This window comes from Alcaligenes sp. HNGD-HTN06, from assembly GCF_049932565.1.
GTDB lineage: Bacteria > Pseudomonadota > Gammaproteobacteria > Burkholderiales > Burkholderiaceae_B > Alcaligenes > Alcaligenes ammonioxydans.
The window spans coordinates 203,824-226,217 of sequence record NZ_CP187782.1 but is presented as its reverse complement, the minus strand read 5'-3'; the positions used below and the strand labels follow the sequence as shown (position 1 = coordinate 226,217).

The window sequence follows — 22,394 nt, the reverse complement described above, 5'->3', positions numbered from 1 at the left end:
AATACAGCGCCTGTGCAAAAAAAACAGGGGGAAAGCGGTAGAATCGGGCATCCAGGATATGACACCCGTATGAAACCCTTACCCCCTTTCTCTTTGACCGCAAGGACGTTGCTGTGAATAACAATGACCTGAACGCGGCGGTCCAGGTACGCGACATCCACAAACGCTTTGGCACCAACGAGGTGCTCAAGGGCATTTCCCTGCAAGCCCACAAGGGCGATGTGCTTTCCATCATCGGTGCCTCCGGTTCGGGCAAAAGCACCTTGCTGCGCTGCATCAACCATCTGGTCGTCCCCGATCAGGGCGAGATCCAAATCGGCAATGACATTTTGCGCAGCCACCGCAATCGCAAAGGAATTTGCCAGACGGACAATCCGCGCCTGCTTGAACAAGTCCGCGCACGCCTGGGCATGGTGTTTCAGAACTTCAATCTTTGGTCGCACCGCACGGTGCTGCAAAACGTCACCGAAGGCCCCATCCATGTCAAAGGACGTCCGGCCCGGGAAGCGGCCGACTACGCCCGCGAACTGCTGGGCAAGGTGGGTCTGAGCACTAAGTGTGATGCCTATCCAGCCGAGCTGTCGGGCGGACAGCAGCAGCGTGTGGCCATTGCCCGCGCCCTGGCCATGGACCCGGATGTCTTGCTGTTTGACGAGCCGACCTCGGCGCTGGACCCGGAAATGGTGGGCGAGGTGCTGCGTGTGATTCGCCAATTGGCCCAGGAAGGCCGCACCATGATTTTGGTGACCCACGAAATGAACTTTGCGCGCGACGTCTCTTCCGAGACCATTTTCATGCACAACGGCCTGATTGAAGAGCGCGGCCACCCCAAAGACCTGTTCGATAGGCCACAATCCGAGCGTCTACAGCAGTTTTTACAACCAATGCAGTAAGATCATCGCTTCGTGCATACGACACCGGCTGGAAAACCAGCAGGGCTGAGACGGCCCTGACCAGCCTTTCCACAAAGGAGAGCCAGACCATGAGTTTCCTCAGCAAGACCCTGATCTGTGCAAGCCTGGCCCTGTTGGGCTCCCAGGCTGCAATGGCAGACACCCTGAAAATCGGTACCGAAGGTGGTTACCCGCCATGGAGCATGGTGGACGCCGCTGGTAAAGTCACCGGCTTTGACGCCGATATTGGCGCAGCCCTGTGCAAAGAGCTGAACAGCGATTGCAAATTCATCGTGCAAGCCTTTGACAGCCTGATTCCTTCCCTGGATGCCAAACGCTTTGACCTGATCATCTCGGGCATGTCCTATACACCCGAGCGTGCCAAGCGCGTCAATTTCAGTATTCCTTACGCCGTTGAAGACGCGATTTTCGTGTTGCCCAAGAACAGCGAGCTGATCGGCGCCGACAACGAACAGACCATTTTTGACGGCCTGGCCGGTAAAACGATTGGCGTTCAGGGCGGCACCACACATGGCGCTTTCCTGGCCAAGAAAGCCCCCAAGACCACTGTCAAGAATTACGAAACCCTGGACCAGATGCAAATTGATCTGGACGCCGGTCGTCTGAACGGCACCTTTGCCGACCTGACCTCTCAGTCCAAATTTCTGCATAAGGTTGGCGAGCAGAACTTTGCCCTGTCCAAGCTGGTCATCAAGGGCTCCTCCGATCCCGAGACGCTGGGTTACGGCATTGCCGTCGGTATCCACAAAGACAATGCAGAACTGAAAGCCAAGGTTGATGCTGCCCTGTGCAAGTTGATTGACGATGGCACCGTCAAGACCGCCAGCGAAAAGTGGTTTGACATCGACATCGCCAACTACGAGATCTGCAAGAAATAAGTCGAGAAGTACCACTTGATGCTAGAGACCATTTTTAATGTGCTGCGCGAAGGCTGGGGCTGGATGTTCCTTCGCGGAGCGGCAATGACCTTGCTGATCTCCGTTTTGGGCATGGCCCTTGGCGTTGTCATTGGAATTACAGGAGCCAGCATCAAGACCAACGGGCCACGCTGGCTGCGTGGCCCCGTCAGCTTGTACACCACGGTTGTGCGCAGCATCCCTGAGCTGCTCATCATCTATCTGCTGTTTTTCGGCTCGGTGCAATTTGTCTCCGATCTGGCCGACTTCATGCGCATGGAAGATGTCGTCACCCGCTGGTTTCCCGCCCTGGTGGGCATTTTGGCGATTGGCCTGATTGCCGGCTCGTACAGCGTGGAAGTCTTTCGCGGCGCCTTGCAGGCCATTCCTGAAGGCCAGATCGAGGCGGCCAAGGCCATCGGCATGTCATCCTGGCAGCGCCTGCGCCGCATTATCCTGCCGCAAATGTTCTGGTATGCCTTGCCCGGCGCCAATAATGTCTGGCAGACCGCACTCAAGGACACCGCCCTGATCTCGCTGGTCGGCCTGGTCGAAATCATGCGCGCCGCCACCCTGGGAGCGGCCAACACACGCGAACCGATGGCCATGTACCTGATTGCGGGTGTGCTTTATTTTCTGATCGGTGCCTGTAGTCAGGCCCTGTTTTTACTGGCCGAACGCTATACCGGCAAAGGCATGAGAGCCCGGCCATGATAGATCTGGAATTATTCAACACGACCATCGAAACCCTGTTCAAAGGGTTTGGCATGAGCGTGTATATCGGTCTGTGGGGCATTGTGCTGTCGCTGTTCATCGGCCTGTCCCTGGCCCTGATGCGCCAGTCCCACAGCCGTCTTCTGAACGGTTTTGCCTTTGGCTACAGCACCGTTTTTCGGGGCACCCCCCTGCTGGTTCAGTTATTTCTGCTGTATTACGGCGTAGGCACGGTGAGTTTTGTGCGCGAGACCCCCGCCCTATGGTGGCTGTTCAGCGATGGCATGCGCTGCGCCATTTTGGCCATTGGCCTGAACAGTGGCGCCTATGTCAGCGAAGTGTTCCGTGGGGGCTTTCAGGCCGTTCCGGTCGGCCAGATCGAGGCCGCCAAATCCATCGGCATGTCCGCCTGGATGCGCTTTCGCCGCGTCGTCTTCCCCCTGGCCATCCGCCAGGCCTTGCCGGCCTACAGCAATGAAATCGTGCTGGCCATCAAAGGCACCAGTCTGGCCTCGACCATTGCCGTCATGGATCTGACCGGCCATGCCAAACGCTTGATGAACCAGAACTACGCCATCATCGAGACCTTCGTGATTGCGGGCCTGCTGTACCTGCTGATTAACTTTACCCTGCTGTCGGTAGTACACCTGATCGAGCGCTGGTTGAAAGTTCGCCGTTGAACCGACGTTCACCCAGACTGTGCGCCCTACCGACCATAACAACTGGACGCGGAGCACTGTCACATGCCAACACGCCCCAAACTGGCCCTGGTGGGCACCGGCGGCACGATTGCCGCCACCACCCAATCCAATCTGGGCCTGACTGACTACGACATCACCCAGGGCGTGGAAACGCTTTTACAAGCCGTACCGGCTCTCAATGAGCTGGCCGACCTGGAATGCCACCAGATTTTCAACGTGGACAGTCGGGCCATGAGTTCGCGGATGCTGTTGGAGCTATCCCACAAACTCAATGCGCTGCTGGCACGCCCCGATATCAACGGCGCCGTCATTACCCATGGCACCGACACCCTGGAAGAAAGTGCTTTTTTCCTGCACCTGACCCTGAAAACCGATAAGCCGGTGGTGATGACAGCGGCCATGCGCCCGGCCTCGGCCCTGAGCGCCGACGGACCGCTGAACCTATACCAGGCAGTGCAAGTGGCCTGCTCGTCGCGGGCTCAGGATCAGGGCGTGCTGGTGCTGCTCAATGACCAGATTCACAGCGCCCGTTTTCTGAGCAAGCAACACACCACCCAGACCGGCGCATTTGGTTCGCCCGATGCCGGCCCACTGGGACTGGTAGCGGGCGGCCAGGCTCGTTTCATGATGCGCAGCCTGCTGCCCCATACCCACAGCAGCCTGTTCGATGTTCGCTCTTTGCACAGCCTGCCCAAAGTGCAGATTTTTTACGATCATCCCGACACGCTGGCCGAACTGTATCGCCACGCGGCCCAAAGCGGCGTGCAGGGCCTGGTAGTGGCCGCAACCGGAAACGGCAGCCTGACTCCTGGCGCGCTGGAAGGGGTCAGCCTGGCTCACCGGCTCGGCGTGGTCTGTGTCCGCGCCTCCCGTATCCCTGCAGGGCCTGTGACAGACAGCGCTTATGATGCCGACCATCACACGATCGCAGCGCATTACCTGCCCGCGCAAAAGTCCCGAATCTTGTTGATGCTGTCCTTGGCCAACAAGCTGGAACACGATGAGATCGAAGCGGTTTTCCGCGATTACTGAGTGCCCGGACCGGCTGGTGTGCCAAGGGGACGTACACCTGTTGCCCGCCTGACGTTCACTCAAGATGCCCGCAGTTCGAGTCGCGGCGTGAACGCTGAGGCCAACTAGGCCAGCTCCAGCTGACGTTGGCTGCTAAAGCGCCGTGGCTGGCCACTCAAAGGGTCGATGAATGCAATGTGCCGCGCCAGCAATTGCAGCGGCTGACTGAAATCATCGGCAGCGCGCTCGGGCAACAACTCCGGATAAAACACATCATTGAGAATGGGGGCACCCAAGCTGCTCAAATGCACCCGCAACTGATGCTTGCGACCGCTATGCGGGCGCAGGCGATAAAGCGCCCGATGATCGCCCTGCCCGGTCTGCCAATGTCGCTCGCACACGATTTCGGTACTGCTGTTGGGCTCTCCCGCCACTTCTTCCATCACAAAACGGCCCGGCACCTCTTTCAGGCGGCTACGGTACACCAGCCCGCTTGCCAGTTTTTCCTGAAATGGTGCCACCGCCTCATATTCCTTCTCAATGCCACCTTGCTGAAACAGGGACTGATATGCCCCACGGGCAGACGGGTCCCGACAAAACAGCAAAATACCCGCTGTTTCCCGGTCCAGCCGGTGAATAGGGCTGATGCCATCCTCTTTGAAATGTTTTCGCAGGCGACTCAAGGCTGTTTCATGCAAATAGCGTCCGCCGGGCGTCGTCGCCAGAAAATGCGGCTTGTCGACCGCAATCAAACACTCATCCGCATACAGGATGGGCATCTCAAAGGGAACGATGGTTTCCTTGTCCACCATGCGGAAGTACCACAGCCAACGCTCAGCCCGGTAGGGTGAATCCAGCGTCTGGGGTACCGCATTCTGATCCAGAATGTCGCCACGCCTGAGTCTATCGAGCAAAACCTCAGGATTCACATGTGGAAAACGCTGCAGCAAAAACTCATCGAGCCGCTGCCACGGACCGGGCGGGCACCACACTTTGCTGGGGCTGACCCCGTCACGCGAAGGCACGGGCGGGACGCTGTTTATCGGTGTCATGACAAGAAAAGCCACACGGAAAACGGCCCGCCAACGCAGCGGGCCAGACAATCAGGGCCATCAGTGTACTACCCGCCACCGCAAGGACGGCCGGTAGTACTGACACGCTCAGTGCCGAACCGGATCGGGGATACGACGCATCCGCACACCTTGACGAGTCCACAGCCAGATCAAGATCAGAAAAGCGGGTATATACACCCAGAATTCCGAAGGACGATCTGGATGAGGCACCTTCACCTGCTCAATGTCCCAGCCTTGCTCCCACCCGGCTCGACGTGCGGGACTGCCAAAACTCACGGATGCAATTTGGGCCGTGTCGCCAAATGCCATGATCGTCAGGCCCGCTTGCGACAAGCGCTTGCTGGCCGCTGCCAGACCGCTCGCTTGGTCACCTGGCGGCAAGGCCGGCAACGACACCGCTACTGTTTTCTGCAAATCCTTGCCTTCCAGGTTCATCCCGGCCAGTTGAACCACCAGATTTCCGCCATCCGGTATGGTCTGCACAATCTGCATCAACTCCGAAGCAGGACGATCCTGATATTTCTCAGCAACGTGATCCATAAACCAGTCGGGGCGGAACAACATGAAAGTCACCAGCAACAGCAGGCCGGTCTCCAGCCAGCTCGTCTTGATCCGCAACCAGCCCATGGTGGCTGCGGCAAAGGCCAGCGATGCAACCGTGGCGCCCAGTACCACCAGCATTAATTCCCAGGCACTGTGAATGCCGATCAGCAGCAGCATGGGATTGAAGATGAACATGAACGGCAACACGGCGGTGCGCATCGCATAGGTCACGCCCTGCACGCCCGTCTTGATCGGGTCCTCACCTGAAATGGCTGCCGCTGCAAAGGTGGCCAGGCCGACCGGCGGCGTGATGTCCGCCATGATCCCGTAATAGAACACAAACATGTGGACCGCAATCAGCGGAATGACCATCCCGCTTTGCGCCCCCAGTTCCACCACGACGGGGGCCATCAAGGTCGCCATCAAAATGTAGTTGGCGGTCGTTGGCATACCCAGACCCAGAACCAGACATACTGCAGCGGTGAAAAACAGCATGACCAGCACATTGCCCATGGATACCATCTCCACGAAGGCAGTCATGCGCAGGCCCAGACCAGTCAGTGTGATGGCACCTACAATCAGGCCCGCCGTCCCGCAGGCAATGCCGATGCCCACCATATTGCGAGCGCCTTCCTGCAGCCCCACCCAGACTTCACTGATGCCCTGGCGCAAAGGCTGGGCGGTCGCCTGTTTGCGAAACCAGGCGATGATGGGCCGTTGTGTCGCCATCTGGAACAACATGGCCATTACTGCCCAGAAAGCCGACAGGCCCGCAGACATCATCTCTACCGTCAGGCACCAGACCAAAATGCCAATCGGGATCAGGAAATACAAACCGGCTCGCACCGTTGGCCAGGGTTCGGGCCGCACCGGCGTGTTCACATTGATATCGGTGGGCAGATCCTCATGATCCGCTGCCACTTTCAGCAAAAACACGTACAAGGCCAGTAGCAGGAACAACAGAATCCAGATTGCAGCGGCACCGGCCACCGCCTGCACGCCGACGCCTATCCAGTACACCAGCCCCATCACAATCAGGGTGCCGGCCGTCCCCATGCCCCAGCCAGCCAGTTTTTGCACAAAGGTCTTGGGCTTGCCCGATGCCATCATCGGTTGAATCCCCAGTTTGAGCGCCTCCAGGTGCACGATGTAGAACAGGGCAATGTACGAAATGACCGCGGGCAGCAAGGCATGCCGAATGATGTCGGTATAGGGAATGCCGACATACTCAATCATCAGAAACGCAGCTGCGCCCATGACTGGGGGCATGATCTGCCCATTGACCGAGGAGGCGGTTTCAATCGCGCCGGCACGGATGCCACCGTAACCGGCTTTTTTCATCAGGGGGATGGTGAAAATGCCCCCCGTCACCACGTTGGCAACCGAGGAGGCCGACACAATGCCATTGACCGCCGAGGACACCACCGCCACTTTGGCAGGCCCGCCGCGCAAGTGCCCCAACAAGGCAAAGGAGACCTGCATCATGTAATTGCCCGCCCCGCAACGATCCAGCAACGAGCCCAGCAATACAAAAATGAAAATATAAGAAACAGAAACGCCCAGGGCCACCCCGTAGACCCCTTCGGTGGTCAACCACATGTGTGAGACCAGACGCTGCAAGGAAGCGCCACGGTGGGACAAGGCATCGGGCAACCAGGGGCCCAAAAAGATATAGGCAATGAAAATAAGCGCCAATACCGCCATGGGCGCGCCCAGGGAGCGCCGCGTGGCCTCCAGCAGCAAGACCAGACCCACACTGGCCACCACCACGTCCATCGTGGTCGGGATGCCGGGACGCATGGCCAGCTCTTTATAGAAAAAGAACAGATACGAGCCGCAAAATGCGGCGATCAGCGCCAATATCCAGTCTTGAACAGGGATGCGATCCCGAGCCGAACTCTTGCAGGCAGGATACGCCAGATAGGCCAGAAACATGGCGATGCCCAAGTGCAGGGCACGCGCCTCAGTATCATTGAAAATCCCCAGATTCAGGGCAAAAGGCAACGGAGAGGCGTACCAGAGCTGGAACAGAGACCAGCCGATTGCAGCCAGGAACAACACCATGCCCGCCGCACCCGTGACCGAACGCCCGCCCCGGTCTACATCGGCAACCAGTTTTTCCAGTTGTGCTGTTTCATCCTGTGTCAGAGCGACGTCCTGCGCCGTTTTTTTAGGTTCTTGTTGTGTCATTTGCATGTGTCTCCAGGAAAAGCAAGACCACTGCTGGTGCAGCGGCACTTGCGGCCAGGCGGCCTGTGCCGGCCTGGCCACGATCAGACTGTCTTACAGCAGCCCTTTTTCCTTGAAGTACTTTTCAGCCCCTTTGTGCAAGGGGGCGGACAGGCCATTTTTAACCATGTCCTCTTTTTTCAGGTTTGCCAATGCAGGGTGCAAGCGCTTGAAGTCGTCAAAATTGTCGAACACGGCTTTGACAACGTTATAGACCGACTCTTCGGGCACATCTTCCGAGGTCACAAAAGTGGCCAAAACGCCGTAGGTTTGCACATCGTCCGGGTTATTTGGGTACAGCCCGCCTGGAATCACGGCTTTGGCGTAGTAGGGATAGGTCTCGACCAACTTGTCTACCGCCGCTCCGGTCAGTGGGACCAGCTTGGCGCCGCAAGAGGTGGTGGGGTCCTGAATATTGGCCGAGGGGTGACCTACGCCATAAATGAAGCCATCGATCTTGCCGTCACACAGGGCCGGGCCATGCTCATCAGGACGCAGTTCCGAGGCCAGCGAGAAAAAGCTGTTGTCCAGACCCATTGCCTGCAACAACTGATCCATCGATGCCCGTGTGCCCGAGCCCGGATTGCCCACGTTAAAGCGTTTTCCCTTGAAATCATCAAAGGTATTGATGTTGGCCTCTTTGCGCGAAAGCACGGTAAAGGGTTCCGGGTGAATAGAAAACACCGAACGCAGCTTCTTGTAAGCCCCTCCGTCCTTGAACTGCCCTTCACCGTTATAGGCGTTGTAACCTACATCGGACTGCACCACGCCCAGGTCCAGCTCACCGGCCTTGATGGTATTGACGTTGAAAACCGAGCCTCCGGTGGACTCTACCGAGCAGCGCACGCCATCGGTACCCCGATCTTTATTGACCAGACGGCAAATCGCACCGCCCGCGGCGTAATACACGCCAGTCACGCCTCCCGTGCCGATACTGACAAATTTCTGCTGGGCACTGGCCGGCAGCGGGCTCAGTAGCATGGCGCAAACCGCCGCCGTTGCGCTGAGCGCCCACACCTTCTTTTTGCCGGTTTGTTTGCTAATGTGTTCCATCTTCTTGTCTCCCATGGGGAAATCCCCTGTTTGTATAGCCGGTACGGCCGGTTTTCTTCACTTTGCAGGAGCCGGGCCTGCCTCTTCATCGTGCTGCCAATAAATTCCCTGACTACGAAAGGATGTCTCCAGTTGCGCCAAGCGCTGTACAACCGGCTTGCCTCCCAGCGCGGCGATCCGCGCCAGCAGATGCTCGGCCACGGTGACGGCTCCCACCAGGGAATGGAAAAAACTTGCTGCGCACTGACCACCGGTCTGTGCCTCAAACAACAAAACATGCCGGGCACCTTGTGCAATCGGTGACAACACACTATCGGTAATTGCCACGACGGGAATCCCGCGTTGCACCGCTTGCTGCACGCTGTTGACCACGGCTTTAACGTACGGCGCCTGACTGATGACCAGCAACACACTGCCGCTATCCAGACCCGTTTCCAGCTCCAGCAGCAAATCGGCCGCCCGGTTCAGCAAGACACCGTCGCCCCGAATCAGCTGATAGGCGTAATGCATCTGAAAAGCGCAGGCAAAGCTGGCTCCCAGCCCCAAGAACCCGACCTTGGACGCGCCCAGAATGGCCCGGGCGCACGCATCGAGCGCATTAAGCGGGTTGAGCCGCAACACGGACGCCAACGCCTGCTCCTGTTGCGCACCCAAGTCCCTGGCCTGTTGCTCCGAGGCGCGGCTGCCTTGCAAGTTCTGGGCGCGTGCGGCCATCGTGCCGCTGGTGCGATGCAAAGCCTGTTGGAAGGGCTCGCGAAAGCCATCATAGCTTTCATAGCCCGCCGCTTTGGCCAGACGGAGCATGGTGGCCGGAGCCAGCGACAAGGCCTGCGCCTGCTTGCGCATGGACCACAGGCTGACCTCTACCGGATGGCGTTCTACCCATTGGGCCGCCCGACGCAACTCGGGAGTCAGCTCAGGCAAGAGACGCTGCAGGCGTAACAAGGGCTCCATGTATCGTTCTACTCACACATCCACACAATAAAACGCATGTTAATCTGGAGACGAACAAAAAAAACAAATGTTTTATTAGGGTTTGCCCGCAATTCGCTATCATTATTTCTTTTTCAGGGCGTTGTGCTGCCAATGATGGGTGGCATTAGCGAATTTCGAAAAAGTCGTAACGCTTGTCGGTGTAAGAACGCTGTATATCAACCTGCTCAACCTGCGCCTGCTCGGGACCGATATAAAGCCAGCTGACCATACGATCGATGGCATCGGCCGTGCCTTGCAACAACAGCTCCACCGAGCCGTCCCCTGCATTGCTGACCCAGCCTTTGACGCCATACAGATGCGCGTGACGCAAGGCGCTGGCACGAAACCCAAGCCCCTGGACCCGCCCTTTAACACTCACCTCTACGGTTTCACAATCCGCCATTCGTCTGCTCCCTGCTATTTGTTACCGAAATGTGGCACGCATCCGCCCCCGTTCTCGATATTCAGTTAAATTAGTCACATCATTGTTGCATGACCGCACCCGATTCCCTGCTTTGTGCAGCCACTTCATCATGAAATTGCCCCGCCTTATTTATCTATCGCTGCGCAGGGCAATCTACATGCCAAGCCTACTGGCTATCCTGGGCCTGTTGGTCCCCTTTGCCCAGGCGGCACCGCATGCCCAACAGCATATTGTGCGTGTGGGCGTCTATGAAAATCCCCCCAAGCTTTTGCTAGATAGCCAGGCCCGTCCCGGCGGCATTATGGGCGAGCTGCTGATGGAGATTGCCAAGCGCGAGGGCTGGACCCTGGAGGCGGTACAGTGCGACTGGCAACAGTGCCTGAACGCCTTGCAAAACGACCTGCTCGATCTCGTGCCAGGACTGGCCTATTCGCCCGAACGGGCAGCGCTGTACAGCTACCACAACCGAGCGGTGCTGGAGGACTGGTCTCAGATCTTCACAGGCAAAACCACACATATCGGCGCGCTGAACGACCTGAATGGCAAACGCATTGCGGTCATGAGCGGCACCCTGCAACTGACCCAGCTCTACAATATTTTGCAAAAACTGGAACTGGGCTCCAGGCTGGTCATCACCGACTCCCAGTACAGTGCCCTGAAACTGGTACAGACCAAACAGGCCGACGCCGCAGTAGTCGGCCATTTATTTGGGGTACGCCATGCCGGTGAACATGGCCTGAAAACCGCCCCTATCCGGCTGGAACCGACCAACACTTATTTTGTCACTGCCAAGGACCGCAACCTGGATCTGCTGGCGGCCATTGATACCCACATCAAGAACTGGCAAGACAATAACGACCCGTTCTATACCGAAACGCTGAACCAGTGGGGTCTGCGCCTGATCGAAAAGCCGACCAAGCCCTGGATTATTCCTGCATTGCTGACGCTGGGCGTCTTGTTGACGATCGCTCTGCTTACCGTGACCCTGATGCGCATTGTCCTGCGTCGCCAGCGCAAAAAACTGCTGCGCACCGAGCATCATTTGCATACGGTGCTCGATGCCATTGACGCCTACGTGTACATCAAGGACGATCAGTTCCGCTATCAATACGCCAACCGCAAGCTGTGCGAGGACCTGAACTACACCACCGACAGCATTGTGGGTAAAACCGATCAGGATCTGTACGCCAACAAACAGACCATCAACGAATTCCGGCACAACGACGAACAGGTGCTGTACAGCGGTGAACGATTGGCCGTGGAAGAGGTGGTGCGGGACCGTAAAGGCGATATACGCGCCACATTTTTCTCCATCAAGATGCCCGTCCAAGACCCGGAAACGCGGCAAACCAGCCTGTACTGCATCTCCACCAACATCTCGGCCCTTAAAGCCACGCAATCAGAAAACTATCGGCTGGCTTTTTACGACCCACTCACCGAACTGCCCAACCGCCGCCTGCTGCTGCAACGTCTGGAACGCCACCTGCAAACCATCGAGCCTTACAAACGGCCCGGTGCGTTGTACTTTCTGGATCTGGACCGCTTCAAACATATCAACGACGCACGCGGACACGCCATTGGCGATGCCTTGCTGCGCAAAGTAGCACGCCGCCTGTCCTTGATTATTGACCCCCAGGACATCGTGGCCCGACTGGGCGGGGACGAGTTTGTCATCCTGAAGATTCTGCACCCAGGCACCGTGCGCGACTGCTACAAAGAAGCACTGGAATTTGCTGAACTGGTGCGCACCCGTCTTGAGGAGCCTTACAACATTGAAGGCCATTCGTATCTGAGCAGCAGCAGTATCGGTCTGGCCCTGATTACCGACAGCACCCTGACTTCGGAAGACCTGATGCGTCAGGCCGACACGGCCATGTATCGCTCCAAAGAAAATGGCCGCAACCAGATCACGCTGTACGAGCCTGGCATGCAAGAGGCCGTCGAAGAACATTTGAATCTGCAACACGATCTGCGCTTTGCCATAGGGTCGGATCAACTGCGCCTGTTTGTGCAGTCCCAGTACGACAAGCACAACCGTATTTGTGGTGCTGAAGTACTGCTGCGCTGGCTGCATCCCACCCGCGGCATGCTCACTCCCAATCTGTTCATTCCGCTGGCGGAAAGCACGGACCTGATCACCCCCCTGGGCGACTGGATCATGGCCTCGGTCTGTGATCTGCTGCTGCAAACCCAGCAGTGCCACTTTCCGATTTCCATTAACGTCAGCCCGATCCAGTTCCGCCGGCCCGATTTTGCCCGCCGCACACGCCAGATTCTGGAAAGCAGCGGCGCCCCCGCCCATCGCCTGATTTTTGAGATTACCGAAGGCGTGCTGATGGAGGACTTCAGCTCTGCCAACAGCATGATGCGGGAACTCAAGGATCTGGGCATCCGCTTTTCCATGGATGACTTTGGTACCGGCTATTCCAACCTGGCCGCCATACGCCGCCTGCCACTGTATGAGTTGAAAATGGACCGCAGCCTGATTCTGGGGGTGCCTGGGGAGCAAGAAGCCAACGCCATTGTGCGCACGGTACTGGCCATGGCACGACAACTGGGCCTGCACGTGGTGGCTGAAGGGGTGGAAAACGAGCAGCAGAAAGAATTCCTGCTGCGTCGCGGCTGCCATGGATTGCAGGGCTATTTGTTCAGCGCCCCGCAACTGGTGGAGCAGTGGCTGGAGCTTATTGAGCAGGATGGGGGTCCTGCCGCCGCCCCCTGAAAACGCGGGCTGCATGCACCGGTTTCACCTTATTCCCGTCGCCACGCCAGCCCCGTCACACTCAGCCCTGACGGCCATCTTCCCGCTGATATTGGCACGACTCCAGGCATGTCAGATAAGGACGGCCTGGCCTCATCGCGCAGCCAAGCAGGGGCTTGTGCTGTCACGCACGATCACGCATCCGACCCTTTTTCCTGCACCGGCTCAGTCTCTTGCGGCAACACCCATTCCAGCCGCTCATGCTCAATATCCGTATGCAAGGGCTCAATCCCCGGCTGCGTACGTTTGGCCCTTGCCGATAGCTCGGCAAAGCGGCTGACTTTGCCGTACAAACCTTGCTGGCCAGCCAGTGCCGTAACGGTGCTGTTATAGTGTTTGCCCGCCTGCCCCAAGGTTTCGCCCAGCTTTTTCAGACGTTCGGCCAGGAGAGACACCTGGTTATAGATATCCCCTGCACGTTGGCTCAGTTCGTGGGCCTGCTCATTGCTGCGCACCATCATCCAGATATTGGCTACGGTGCGCAAAATGGGCAGCAAGGTCGTGTGTGAAACCATCAGGACGTTCTTGCCCAGACCGTAATCGAACAGGCCATGATGCTGCTGCAACGCCTGCATATAGGCCGCTTCAATCGGCACATACATGAATACAAAACCAGGGCTGTTCAAACCGGGCAAGGCGCTGTAATCCTTGGTGGCCAGATCATCAATATGGTTGCGCAGTGCCTGCACATGCGCCTGCAGGCTTTGCTGACGCTCCTCATCGGTCTGAGCACGAATGGCGCGGTCGTAGTCCACCAGGGACACCTTACAGTCCAGCACCAGATGCTTGTCCTGGGGAAGATGGACCACAAAGTCGGGATACCGCAGGCGGCCTTGCTCATCGCGTGCCTGCCACTGCGTATCAAAGTGCACACCACGCACCAGCCCCGCCACTTCCAGCGTTTTCTCCAGCTGGGTTTCACCCCAATTCCCCGTGGTTTTCTTATCACCTTTCAGGGCCATCGCCAGCGAGTGCGCTTCGGCACTCATGCGCAGCCCCATTTCCTGCATGCGTTGCAGCTCCAGACTCAAGGCGGTCTGGCCTTTCACGGACTCGTCATGCACCTGGTTCACCCGCAGTTGAAAACCAGCCAATTGCTCGCGAAAGGGTCGCAGCATTTCATCCAGGGTGCGCTGGCTGTCCTGGCGCAACGTTTGTCCTTTGGCCTCCAGAATCTGTTGAGCCAGCGACTCGAACTGCAGCCGCATTTGTTCACGGCTATGTTCCAGGTCCTCCTGGATAGCCTGGTTACGCCGTTCCTGGGCCTGAATCTGAGCATCGCGGCGTATCAGCTCTTTATCCAGTTCCACGGCCCGGTTCTGGGCGTGCTGAGAGTGCTCGTGAGCATGGGCCAGATCCTGCTCCAGACGCGCGCATCGATCCTCCAGTGCCCGCTCGACCGGGGCGCTCATGCGCGACCGCAGCCATGCACCCAGCACCAGTCCCAGCGCCAAGGCGACCACCGCGATCAGCACATCCATTCCCGTCAAATCCAGCTGCATCCACCCTACTCCTGCCCAGCACCGCCAGATCAGGAATGTCCTGACCGGTCTGTCCGGCTAAGCCTGCTATTTAACCGTATAACGCTGGTAATTTATACACCCTTTTCTCAATCCCGACCTAAAGACAGCACGCTGACGGTGTCCGCGCCCGCCAAGCCGTGAGCTCGCCCTCTTCCCGTCACATCCAGACAAAACTGGACGCCAAATCCCGTATTTGGGGGACAAATCAGAAACGTCTGCCCCTTAGGATAAGCAGGTGTCTGTTTTTTATGCCCTCTCATGAACTGGATCAGCAATGCGCGGATCGTGGCGATTTTCTCGGTGGTATGCCTGCATATCGCTGCCTACGCCGTCCTCAATGCCGAGGTAGGCACGGCCAACTGGTGGAGCGGCAATCTGTATGATGCGGCCACCCGCTGGTGCGTACCGGTCTTTGTGATGGTCAGCGGTGCGCTCCTGCTCGAACCCCGGCCTCAAGAAGGCATGAAACTGTTCTATCGCAAACGGGCATCACGGGTCTTGCTGCCCTTGCTGTTCTGGACGGCCTTTTACCTGGGCTGGACCGCCTTCAAGCAACATTGGTGGACGCCGCAGGCAGATCCCTACCCCTATCTGGAGCGTCTATTGCAGGGGCGTCCCTATTTTCACCTCTGGTTTTTGTACATGATCGTGTTCCTGTACCTGTTCACGCCATTTTTGCGTCGCATGGTCCAGAACACCAATCTGAAGCAATTGACGGTGCTGACTGGAGCCGCTTTCGTACTGTCTGCGCTGAGCACCCTGAGCAAGCCAGAGCTGAACACTCACTCGGCTCCTTTCTTCACCTGGTTTCTGTCTTATCTGCCCTATTTCCTGCTGGGCTATCTGCTGCGCAAAGTACCTGTACGCGTGCCCCGCTGGCTGACCCTCTCGGTATTACTGGGCAGTATTGCGGCCACAGCCTGGGGCTTTTACGCGTTGGCCATCACCCACGATCGTCAAACCGCGGCGTACTTTTACGACTACCTGAGCATTACCGTCATCCCCATGTCTATCGCGTTGATCGTGCTGCTGCGTGACTGGAATCAGCCCTTGATCAACTCGCGCATCAGTGCCCATCTGGCGGAGCTGACCTTGGGGGTGTATTTGATCCACCCCTGGCTGATCGACCTGATGTACCGCTACCTGTTCACGGCGCTGGATTTCAATGCGCTGTGGTCGATTCCTGCGTTGGCAGTGGCCATCTATGGTCTGTCCCTGCTGCTGACGGCCGGCTTCAAAGCGACGCCGGTTTTGCGGGCAACCGTCTAAACACCACTACGTAAAACACAAAAAAAATGGGCTAGCTTCCAAAGAGAAACTTGCCCATCTCCATCTAGGGGTGCACCATCGGCGCGACTGATTATTCGCGGCTCATTACCCAGCACCAAGCCTTCACACCACGCCCCGCCACCGTCAACCCATGACCGGCCATGGACCATTGATGGCCTCGTACCCATCATCCCCTTCAAGGCTTAAGGACGAAATGGCGCGTCATCAATAGGAGATGCCTCGCCCGTCAGGTGAGCCGCCAGAATCGCTGCGCTGCCGCAAGCCAAGGTAAAGCCCAATGCTCCGTGGCCTGCGTTCACCCACAAGCGGCCGGCCAGCTTGCTGGCTCCCACCACCGGTTTGCCCGATGGCGTCGCAGGCCGCAAACCAGCCCAGGTCTGGGCCTGTTCCAGCGGCAGACCGGGAAACAGGCCATTGACCTGCTGCTTCAAGGTCGCCATGCGGGCAGCAGGAATATCCAAACCTTCAAACCCAATATCCACCATCGCGGCCATGCGCAGTACCTTGCCCAGACGGGCGTACACAATACGCTGTTCGTAATCGGTGACGCTGATCGCCGGCACCGCCTGATTCAAACCCTCCAGCGGCAGGCTCAAGCTATAACCCTTCAAGGGATAAATCAACGGGCGGCCACCCAATTGCCGCAGCAAAGACACCGTACCCATCCCGCTGGCAAGAACAAACTGATCTGCTTGAAACTCGCCTTGCGGGGTGTGCACAGCGCGAATGTCGCGTCCTTCCATCACAAAACGCTGCACCGGCGTGTTCAGCCTCAATTCGTAGTCACCGTCGTTTTGCAGGCGCTCATGCAAGGCAAGGGCAAACAAACAAGCGTCGCCCGCTTCTTCACTCGGTGTGTAAATCGCACCTTGCAAGCGTGAACCCAAAGCCTGTAGTGAGGGTTCCAATTCCAGTACCTGGGCGGCCTCCAGCACTTGCTGCGACGAACCCAGCTCAGCCTGCAGTTGCGCTTGCTCACGCGCATGCTCAAACGGGCCCGGGCTACGGAACACAATCAGTTTGCCATTGCGTTGATGAGCAAACTCCAGATTGAAACGTGCTTGCCAGTCGTGCAGAACGTCGCGGCTCAAGTAGGACAGACTCAGCATCTGCGCAGTAGTCCGACGCACCACATCACTGCGGCAGGCTTTCAGAAAATGAAGCAGCCAGCGCCATTGCTGCAGGCTCAGGGCCGGCTTAAAACGCAGGGGCGAGTCTTTGTTCAACAACCAGCGGGGCAAATCCTTGAACACGCCGGGATCCGCCAAGGGGGCGACGTAGCTGTAACTTAGCTGCCCACCGTTGGCAAAACTGGTCTGTCCGGCCACCTGCGGGCCGGCCTCCAGAACCGTGACCTTGATCCCTTTCTGGCGCAACATGAACGCAGTGCTCATTCCGATTACACCGGCGCCGATAATACATACATGCATGGCTATACCCCCAATAACTGCTCTATTGTCTGGGGGGCGGCGTCGGGACGCCAATGAATAGTTGCTGTAGTCCATAACCCTGGGTTATGGAAAAACCAACGACTCAACCAGGAAAACGGCATTCCAGCAGCGCCTGCCGGATGTGATCGAGCACGCGTTCGCGCGAACCCGAGCCCGCATCATCAGGGGCCGTCAAAATACTCACGGGGATAGGCAAAGGCTCGGGCAAACGATGGATGGCAAGGCCTCGGCCTTGCATGGCGCGCGCGGTGACCAGATCGACCAGGGCCTCGCCCACCTGCTGCACCACCAGACTGCAAGCAACGTAATGGGTCTGCACACGCATAAAGGGCGTGACATCGGGAGCATGGTTTTGCAACAGGCTTTCCACCATCGCACCGACCGGGTCATCCGCGTCCAAAGCAATGAAGGCGCGCCCGGCCATCTCCTTCCAGTGACGCAACGGAGCAACGCCCGGCAAGGTAACGTGTACCAGTTCCGTATGGGCCAACACCTGCCGCTGCACACCGGAGGCTTCGCCCTGATCAAAGCTCATCACCATGTCCAGGTCGCGCGTTTCCAAGGCTTGCAGCAACTCGCCACTATGGTGGGTACGCAGCTCGAAACTCATGGCCGGGTGCGCCTGACGGCAGCGACTCAAGGCGACCGGCAGCAGCTCCAGGCCAAACGCCGGACTGCTGCCTATACGCCACAGCCCTTCATGGTGAGAGCGCAGATTGCGCGCCAGTCGGCTGACGTCATCCAGATTCTGATGCAAGCGCGCCACGTAAGGCGCCAGGATGCTGGCCTCGCGTGTGGGGATCAAGCGGCCCCGCACGCGGTCAAACAGCCGAAATCCCAGCTGCATTTCCGCCGTTGCCAGCATCTTGCTGGCCGCAGGCTGGGAGATATGCAGCAACTGCGCGGCCTGTGTCAATGAACCGCCACGGCAGATTGCGTCAAAAATTTCTACATGCCGCCACCGCATCGACGGGCCCTCCTGGTGCGTGCTGGTGTGAATACCCGGTATTATCCTGCAACTTGGACAGCAAAACCGTACGGGCAGGAAAGCCATCAGCCCCCGGCGCTTACTTGGTATCCTATAGCCTTTTGAGTCTTTTGCCGTGCGCCAGACGCCGGGCGAGCATATGGCTGCCAATCCCTACAAGAAACGCGAACCCAATATCCGTGAACAAGTCTATGGCATGTTGCGTCAGGACATTGCCCTGGGCAAGATCGGCTTTGACGTGCGGCTGGTCGATAACGAAATTGCGGCCAGCCTGAATGTCTCGCGCATGCCGGTGCGTGAAGCCTTGCTGCAACTGAAAAACGAAGGGGTGCTGGAAGGAACATCACGCGGCTTTGTACTGCGGGTCTACACCGCCCAGGATATCGAGGACATTTTCTCAGTACGTCTTTTACTTGAGCCACCAGCAGCCAAGCTGGCCTGCATCCATCAAAGCAAAGTGGGCATGCTGGCAATGGAGCAGGCCTTGAGTCGAATTGAAGCCACTCACCAGCAAGGTGACCCGATCGACAATATTCAGGCCAACTGGGCCTTTCGCAGTGCCTGGATCAGCATGGTGCCCAACAAGCAATTGGTCGACACCATGGCACGCCTGCACGATCAGGCCGACCAAGCCCGGATTGCCTGCCTCCAGGACCCCCAGTTCCGATTGGAGACCATGCAGCGGGCCAAGGCCATCTGCCAGGCATTCCGTGAATGCCAGCAGGAGCAGGCAGCCCAGTTGATTAGGGAAAACCTGGTCATTTGCTGCTCGGCCTACTGCCTCAAGCAAGCGGAGCTGCTGGCCTGAGGGCGGCCCTACAGGACACGCCCCCCTGCGGTCACCGGCCGCAGGCCACAAAAAAAGGGCGCCGCAGCGCCCTTTTGCAATCAAGCCGTCCTGTTAGTCCAGCGTGATATCCAAGGCCTTAATGGTCGGCCCCATGGTTTGAGCATCACGCTCGATCAGATCCGCAAACTCCTGAGGTGTGGAAGGTTCGATCTGAATACCGAAGTCCACGAACTTCTTGACCACTGACTCTTCTTTCAGCACCGCCGTCAATTGTTCGGTCAGACGGGCCACGTCTTCCTCAGGCGTACCGGCTTTGGCCGAAATGCCCCACCAGATGGTGAACGCCACATTGGGGATACCGGCTTCTGCAATCGTCGGCACGTCTGGACGCAAAGGGCTGCGCTCGGTCGTGGCGGCCGCAATCGAACGCAAACGGCCATCTTCCAGGAAACCGCGGCTGCCCGTCAGCACATCAAAAATAAAGTCGATCTGGCCGCTCACCGCGTCAATCAAAGCGGGACCAGCGCCTTTGTAAGGCACGTGTACCAGTCGGGCGCCGGTTTCTTTACGCAGCATCTCGCCCAGCAGGTGAGTCCCCGTCCCCATCCCCGGCGAACCGTACGTCAGCTCCTGTTTCTGGCCCGCGGCCACCAGATCCTGAACCGTCTTGAAGGGGCTGTCTTTATTGACCAGCAGGAACACCGGCGCCTTGGCGGCCAGCGTCATGGGGATCAGGTCGGTTGCCACGTCGTAATTCAGACGCTGATACAAGTGGCGATTCAAGGAATAGGCACCGCTATCAGCCAGAAACAGGACCGTACCCAAGGAGCTGGGATTGGCGTTCTTCACGACGTTCATGGCCACCTGGGCACCCGCGCCGGGGCGGTTTTCCACGATGACTTTTTGATCAAAGCGCGTGCCCATTTCCTGGGAGATCACGCGCGCGAGCTGGTCCGCCGCACCGCCCGGTGGGTAAGGCACAACCAGCGTCACATTCTTGTTTTGAGCATGGGCCTGTGCACCCAACATCAGTGCACAACACGTTGCCAACTTAAGCCATACCTTCATTGTTCTATCCCCGTTGCCCCTGTGGGCTTATTCAAAATCATTGTGAAGCACCCTTGCTCAAATTGGTGAGCCCGGCCTGTTTTATTGCTGATCGACCCGCATCCCCAAGCCGGATCAACTGTTTTGCCAACCGTATTTCCACACGTCGCAAAACGACCCCCTTTCTGTCCCGCGCCAAGGTTGGGTTTGCCCGAAGTACCACTGCGTGATGGCCTCTGACACTTCGGGTTTTTCCGGTGAAGGACAGGAATTTATAAATAATATATTGCAGTATACTGTTTGCAGGATATTAGTAATTTCACCCATGCATATCGGCTTATCGCCTTGGTGGCGCGTGAGCCGGGAGACAGATAGATCATGCACGCCCATTCCATTCCCGCTTCTGAATTGCCGCTGTTTTCAATACCCGCCACGCAGCGCACGGTACCGGCCCTGTTGCGCCTGCGCGCCGAGCGCATGGGTGATGCCCCGCTGTTCTCAGACCGTCATACCCACTACACCGGCGAACAAACCTTGCAAGTGGCCGCAGCCAGCGCCAGCCGCCTGAGCCGCGCCGGCATCAAGCGTGGCGACCGGGTCGCCCTGCTTTGCACCAACCGCCACGAATTTTTGGACATGGTGCTTGGCTGCGGCTGGCTGGGTGCCATTGTGGTGCCCATCAATACCGCCTCGCGTGGTGCCCAGTTGCAGCACATTCTGTGCAATAGCCAAGCCAGCCTGCTGGTGGTGGAAAGTGATCTGACTCCGCTGCTGGCCGATGTGGACCTTGGCGCCACTGCCGTCCAGCAAGCCTGGTTGATTCAAGGCCAGGAAGCCGCACAAACACTGGCTGTGGCCACCTGCGATCTGCCTGCTTTGGGCGATTACTGCGAGCCTGCGGATATCGGCCCTGGCGATACGCTGGCCATTCTGTACACCTCCGGCACCTCGGGCCCCTCCAAAGGTGTGCAATGCCCCCACGCCCAGTTCTACTGGTGGGGTATTTACACTGCCAGCAAACTGGGCATGAAAGCCGACGATGTGCTCTACACCTGCCTGCCCATGTTCCACACCAATGCCCTAAACACCTTCTTTCAGGCCCTGGTCAGTGACGCCTGCATGGTGGTGGACAAGCGGTTTTCAGCCAGCCGCTTCTTTGACAATCTGTGCCAGACTGGTGCCACCATTACCTATCTGCTCGGTGCCATGGTGCCCATCTTGCTGTCCAAGCCGGTCACGGCCGCAGAAAAGCAGCACAAGACCCGCATTGCCCTGGGCCCTGGCGTGCCTGAACAGTTTCATAGCCAGTTTCTGGAGCGCTGCCAGATGTACCTGCTCGATGGCTTTGGCTCCACCGAGACCAATTATGTGATGGGCCGGGGTATCCAGGAGCAGCGCAATGGTTATATGGGCCGTGTATCCGAGGGCTTTGAGGCGCTGGTAGTGGATGAAAACGACAACCCGCTGCCAGACGGTGAAGTGGGCGAGCTGTTGCTGCGCGCCGATGAACCCTATGCCTTCGCGCTGGGTTACTACGGGCAACCGGACAAGACGGTGGAGACCTGGAAAAACCTGTGGTTCCACACCGGTGACCGCGTCGTGCGTGATGCCGATGGCTACTACCGCTTTGTGGACCGTCTGAAAGACATGATTCGCCGTCGTGGTGAGAACATTTCCTCCTACGAAGTCGAACAGGCATTGGCCAGTCACCCCGCTGTCCACACCGTTGCGGTGTATGCGGCCAAGTCCGAACTGGCCGAGGACGAGGTCATGGCCATGATTGTGCTGCGTCCTGATTGCAGCGTTAGCTGCGAGGAACTGCTGCAGCATTGCGAACGCCGCCTGCCCTATTTTGCTGTCCCCCGCTTTATCGAATTTACGGCTGTCTTGCCCACTACGGAAAATGGCAAGATTCAAAAATTTGCCCTGCGTGATCGCGGCATTGGTCCCAACACGTGGGACAGAGAAAAAGCGGGCTATCAGGTTCGTCGCTAAGCGCTGTTACAGGAAC

The 22,394-nt window shown here is 58.0% G+C and carries 18 protein-coding genes; 9 read left to right on the top strand and 9 right to left on the bottom strand.

Annotated features, from left to right (window positions below; all coding sequences use genetic code 11):
- Positions 1-113: 113 nt before the first annotated feature.
- From ACOZ42_RS00995 to ACOZ42_RS00975, 5 genes are all read left to right on the top strand, one after another.
- The gene (locus ACOZ42_RS00995; protein WP_003804861.1) at positions 114-893 is read left to right on the top strand and encodes an ABC transporter ATP-binding protein; all 780 of its coding nucleotides are present in this window, start codon (positions 114-116) and stop codon (positions 891-893) included.
- Between the two features lie 89 nt (positions 894-982).
- A complete protein-coding gene (locus tag ACOZ42_RS00990) occupies positions 983-1,792 on the top strand; it encodes a transporter substrate-binding domain-containing protein (RefSeq protein WP_131071167.1) in 810 nt (269 codons plus the stop codon).
- Positions 1,793-1,810: 18 nt separating this feature from the next.
- Entirely contained in the window at positions 1,811-2,524 is a 714-nt protein-coding gene (locus ACOZ42_RS00985) for an ABC transporter permease (protein ID WP_219235442.1), read from the top strand.
- Positions 2,521-3,204: an ABC transporter permease gene (locus ACOZ42_RS00980; protein WP_003804870.1), complete on the top strand. Its 684-nt coding sequence runs from the start codon at positions 2,521-2,523 to the stop codon at positions 3,202-3,204. The genes ACOZ42_RS00985 and ACOZ42_RS00980 overlap by 4 nt, the downstream gene beginning before the upstream one ends.
- A gap of 63 nt (positions 3,205-3,267) precedes the next feature.
- Positions 3,268-4,257, top strand: a complete 990-nt coding sequence (locus ACOZ42_RS00975; RefSeq protein ID WP_131071165.1) for an asparaginase — start codon at positions 3,268-3,270, stop codon at positions 4,255-4,257.
- Positions 4,258-4,361: 104 nt separating this feature from the next.
- Here the strand turns inward: ACOZ42_RS00975 and ACOZ42_RS00970 are convergent, their stop codons facing one another.
- From ACOZ42_RS00970 to ACOZ42_RS00950, 5 genes are all read right to left on the bottom strand, one after another.
- Positions 4,362-5,288 carry a pseudouridine synthase gene (locus ACOZ42_RS00970; protein WP_003804873.1) on the bottom strand — a complete coding sequence of 309 codons (927 nt, stop codon included), beginning with the start codon at positions 5,286-5,288 and terminating at the stop codon, positions 4,362-4,364.
- Positions 5,289-5,396: 108 nt separating this feature from the next.
- Positions 5,397-8,042 (bottom strand): TRAP transporter permease, encoded by a 2,646-nt coding sequence (locus ACOZ42_RS00965; RefSeq protein ID WP_100214922.1) that lies wholly within the window; start codon positions 8,040-8,042, stop codon positions 5,397-5,399.
- Between the two features lie 93 nt (positions 8,043-8,135).
- Positions 8,136-9,134, bottom strand: coding sequence for a TAXI family TRAP transporter solute-binding subunit (locus ACOZ42_RS00960; protein ID WP_039944047.1), 999 nt, complete (start codon positions 9,132-9,134; stop codon positions 8,136-8,138).
- 57 nt (positions 9,135-9,191) lie between these two features.
- Entirely contained in the window at positions 9,192-10,088 is an 897-nt protein-coding gene (locus ACOZ42_RS00955) for a MurR/RpiR family transcriptional regulator (protein WP_003804880.1), read from the bottom strand.
- A gap of 145 nt (positions 10,089-10,233) precedes the next feature.
- Entirely contained in the window at positions 10,234-10,512 is a 279-nt protein-coding gene (locus ACOZ42_RS00950) for an acylphosphatase (protein ID WP_003804883.1), read from the bottom strand.
- A gap of 130 nt (positions 10,513-10,642) precedes the next feature.
- Between ACOZ42_RS00950 and ACOZ42_RS00945 the strand changes: the two genes are divergently transcribed.
- A complete protein-coding gene (locus ACOZ42_RS00945; protein WP_237714462.1) occupies positions 10,643-13,255 on the top strand; it encodes an EAL domain-containing protein in 2,613 nt (870 codons plus the stop codon).
- A 173-nt stretch (positions 13,256-13,428) separates the two neighbouring features.
- Here ACOZ42_RS00945 and rmuC read toward each other — a convergent pair whose 3' ends face one another.
- Complete coding sequence (gene rmuC, locus ACOZ42_RS00940) at positions 13,429-14,796, bottom strand: DNA recombination protein RmuC (RefSeq protein ID WP_003804886.1); 1,368 nt, start codon at positions 14,794-14,796, stop codon at positions 13,429-13,431.
- A gap of 279 nt (positions 14,797-15,075) precedes the next feature.
- Between rmuC and ACOZ42_RS00935 the strand changes: the two genes are divergently transcribed.
- Positions 15,076-16,086, top strand: a complete 1,011-nt coding sequence (locus ACOZ42_RS00935) for an acyltransferase (RefSeq protein WP_059318368.1) — start codon at positions 15,076-15,078, stop codon at positions 16,084-16,086.
- Between the two features lie 203 nt (positions 16,087-16,289).
- Here the strand turns inward: ACOZ42_RS00935 and ACOZ42_RS00930 are convergent, their stop codons facing one another.
- A complete protein-coding gene (locus ACOZ42_RS00930; RefSeq protein WP_240209193.1) occupies positions 16,290-17,537 on the bottom strand; it encodes a D-amino acid dehydrogenase in 1,248 nt (415 codons plus the stop codon).
- 103 nt (positions 17,538-17,640) lie between these two features.
- Positions 17,641-18,525, bottom strand: a complete 885-nt coding sequence (locus ACOZ42_RS00925; protein ID WP_003804892.1) for a LysR family transcriptional regulator — start codon at positions 18,523-18,525, stop codon at positions 17,641-17,643.
- Between the two features lie 160 nt (positions 18,526-18,685).
- On the opposite strand from ACOZ42_RS00925, the gene ACOZ42_RS00920 reads away from it, so the two are divergent.
- Positions 18,686-19,354 (top strand): GntR family transcriptional regulator, encoded by a 669-nt coding sequence (locus ACOZ42_RS00920; protein WP_003804894.1) that lies wholly within the window; start codon positions 18,686-18,688, stop codon positions 19,352-19,354.
- 93 nt (positions 19,355-19,447) lie between these two features.
- Here ACOZ42_RS00920 and ACOZ42_RS00915 read toward each other — a convergent pair whose 3' ends face one another.
- Complete coding sequence (locus tag ACOZ42_RS00915) at positions 19,448-20,404, bottom strand: Bug family tripartite tricarboxylate transporter substrate binding protein (RefSeq protein WP_039944036.1); 957 nt, start codon at positions 20,402-20,404, stop codon at positions 19,448-19,450.
- Positions 20,405-20,761: 357 nt separating this feature from the next.
- Here ACOZ42_RS00915 and ACOZ42_RS00910 point away from each other — a divergent pair, with 357 nt between their 5' ends.
- Positions 20,762-22,378: an ATP-dependent acyl-CoA ligase gene (locus tag ACOZ42_RS00910; protein WP_426345433.1), complete on the top strand. Its 1,617-nt coding sequence runs from the start codon at positions 20,762-20,764 to the stop codon at positions 22,376-22,378.
- The last annotated feature ends 16 nt before the right edge of the window (positions 22,379-22,394 follow it).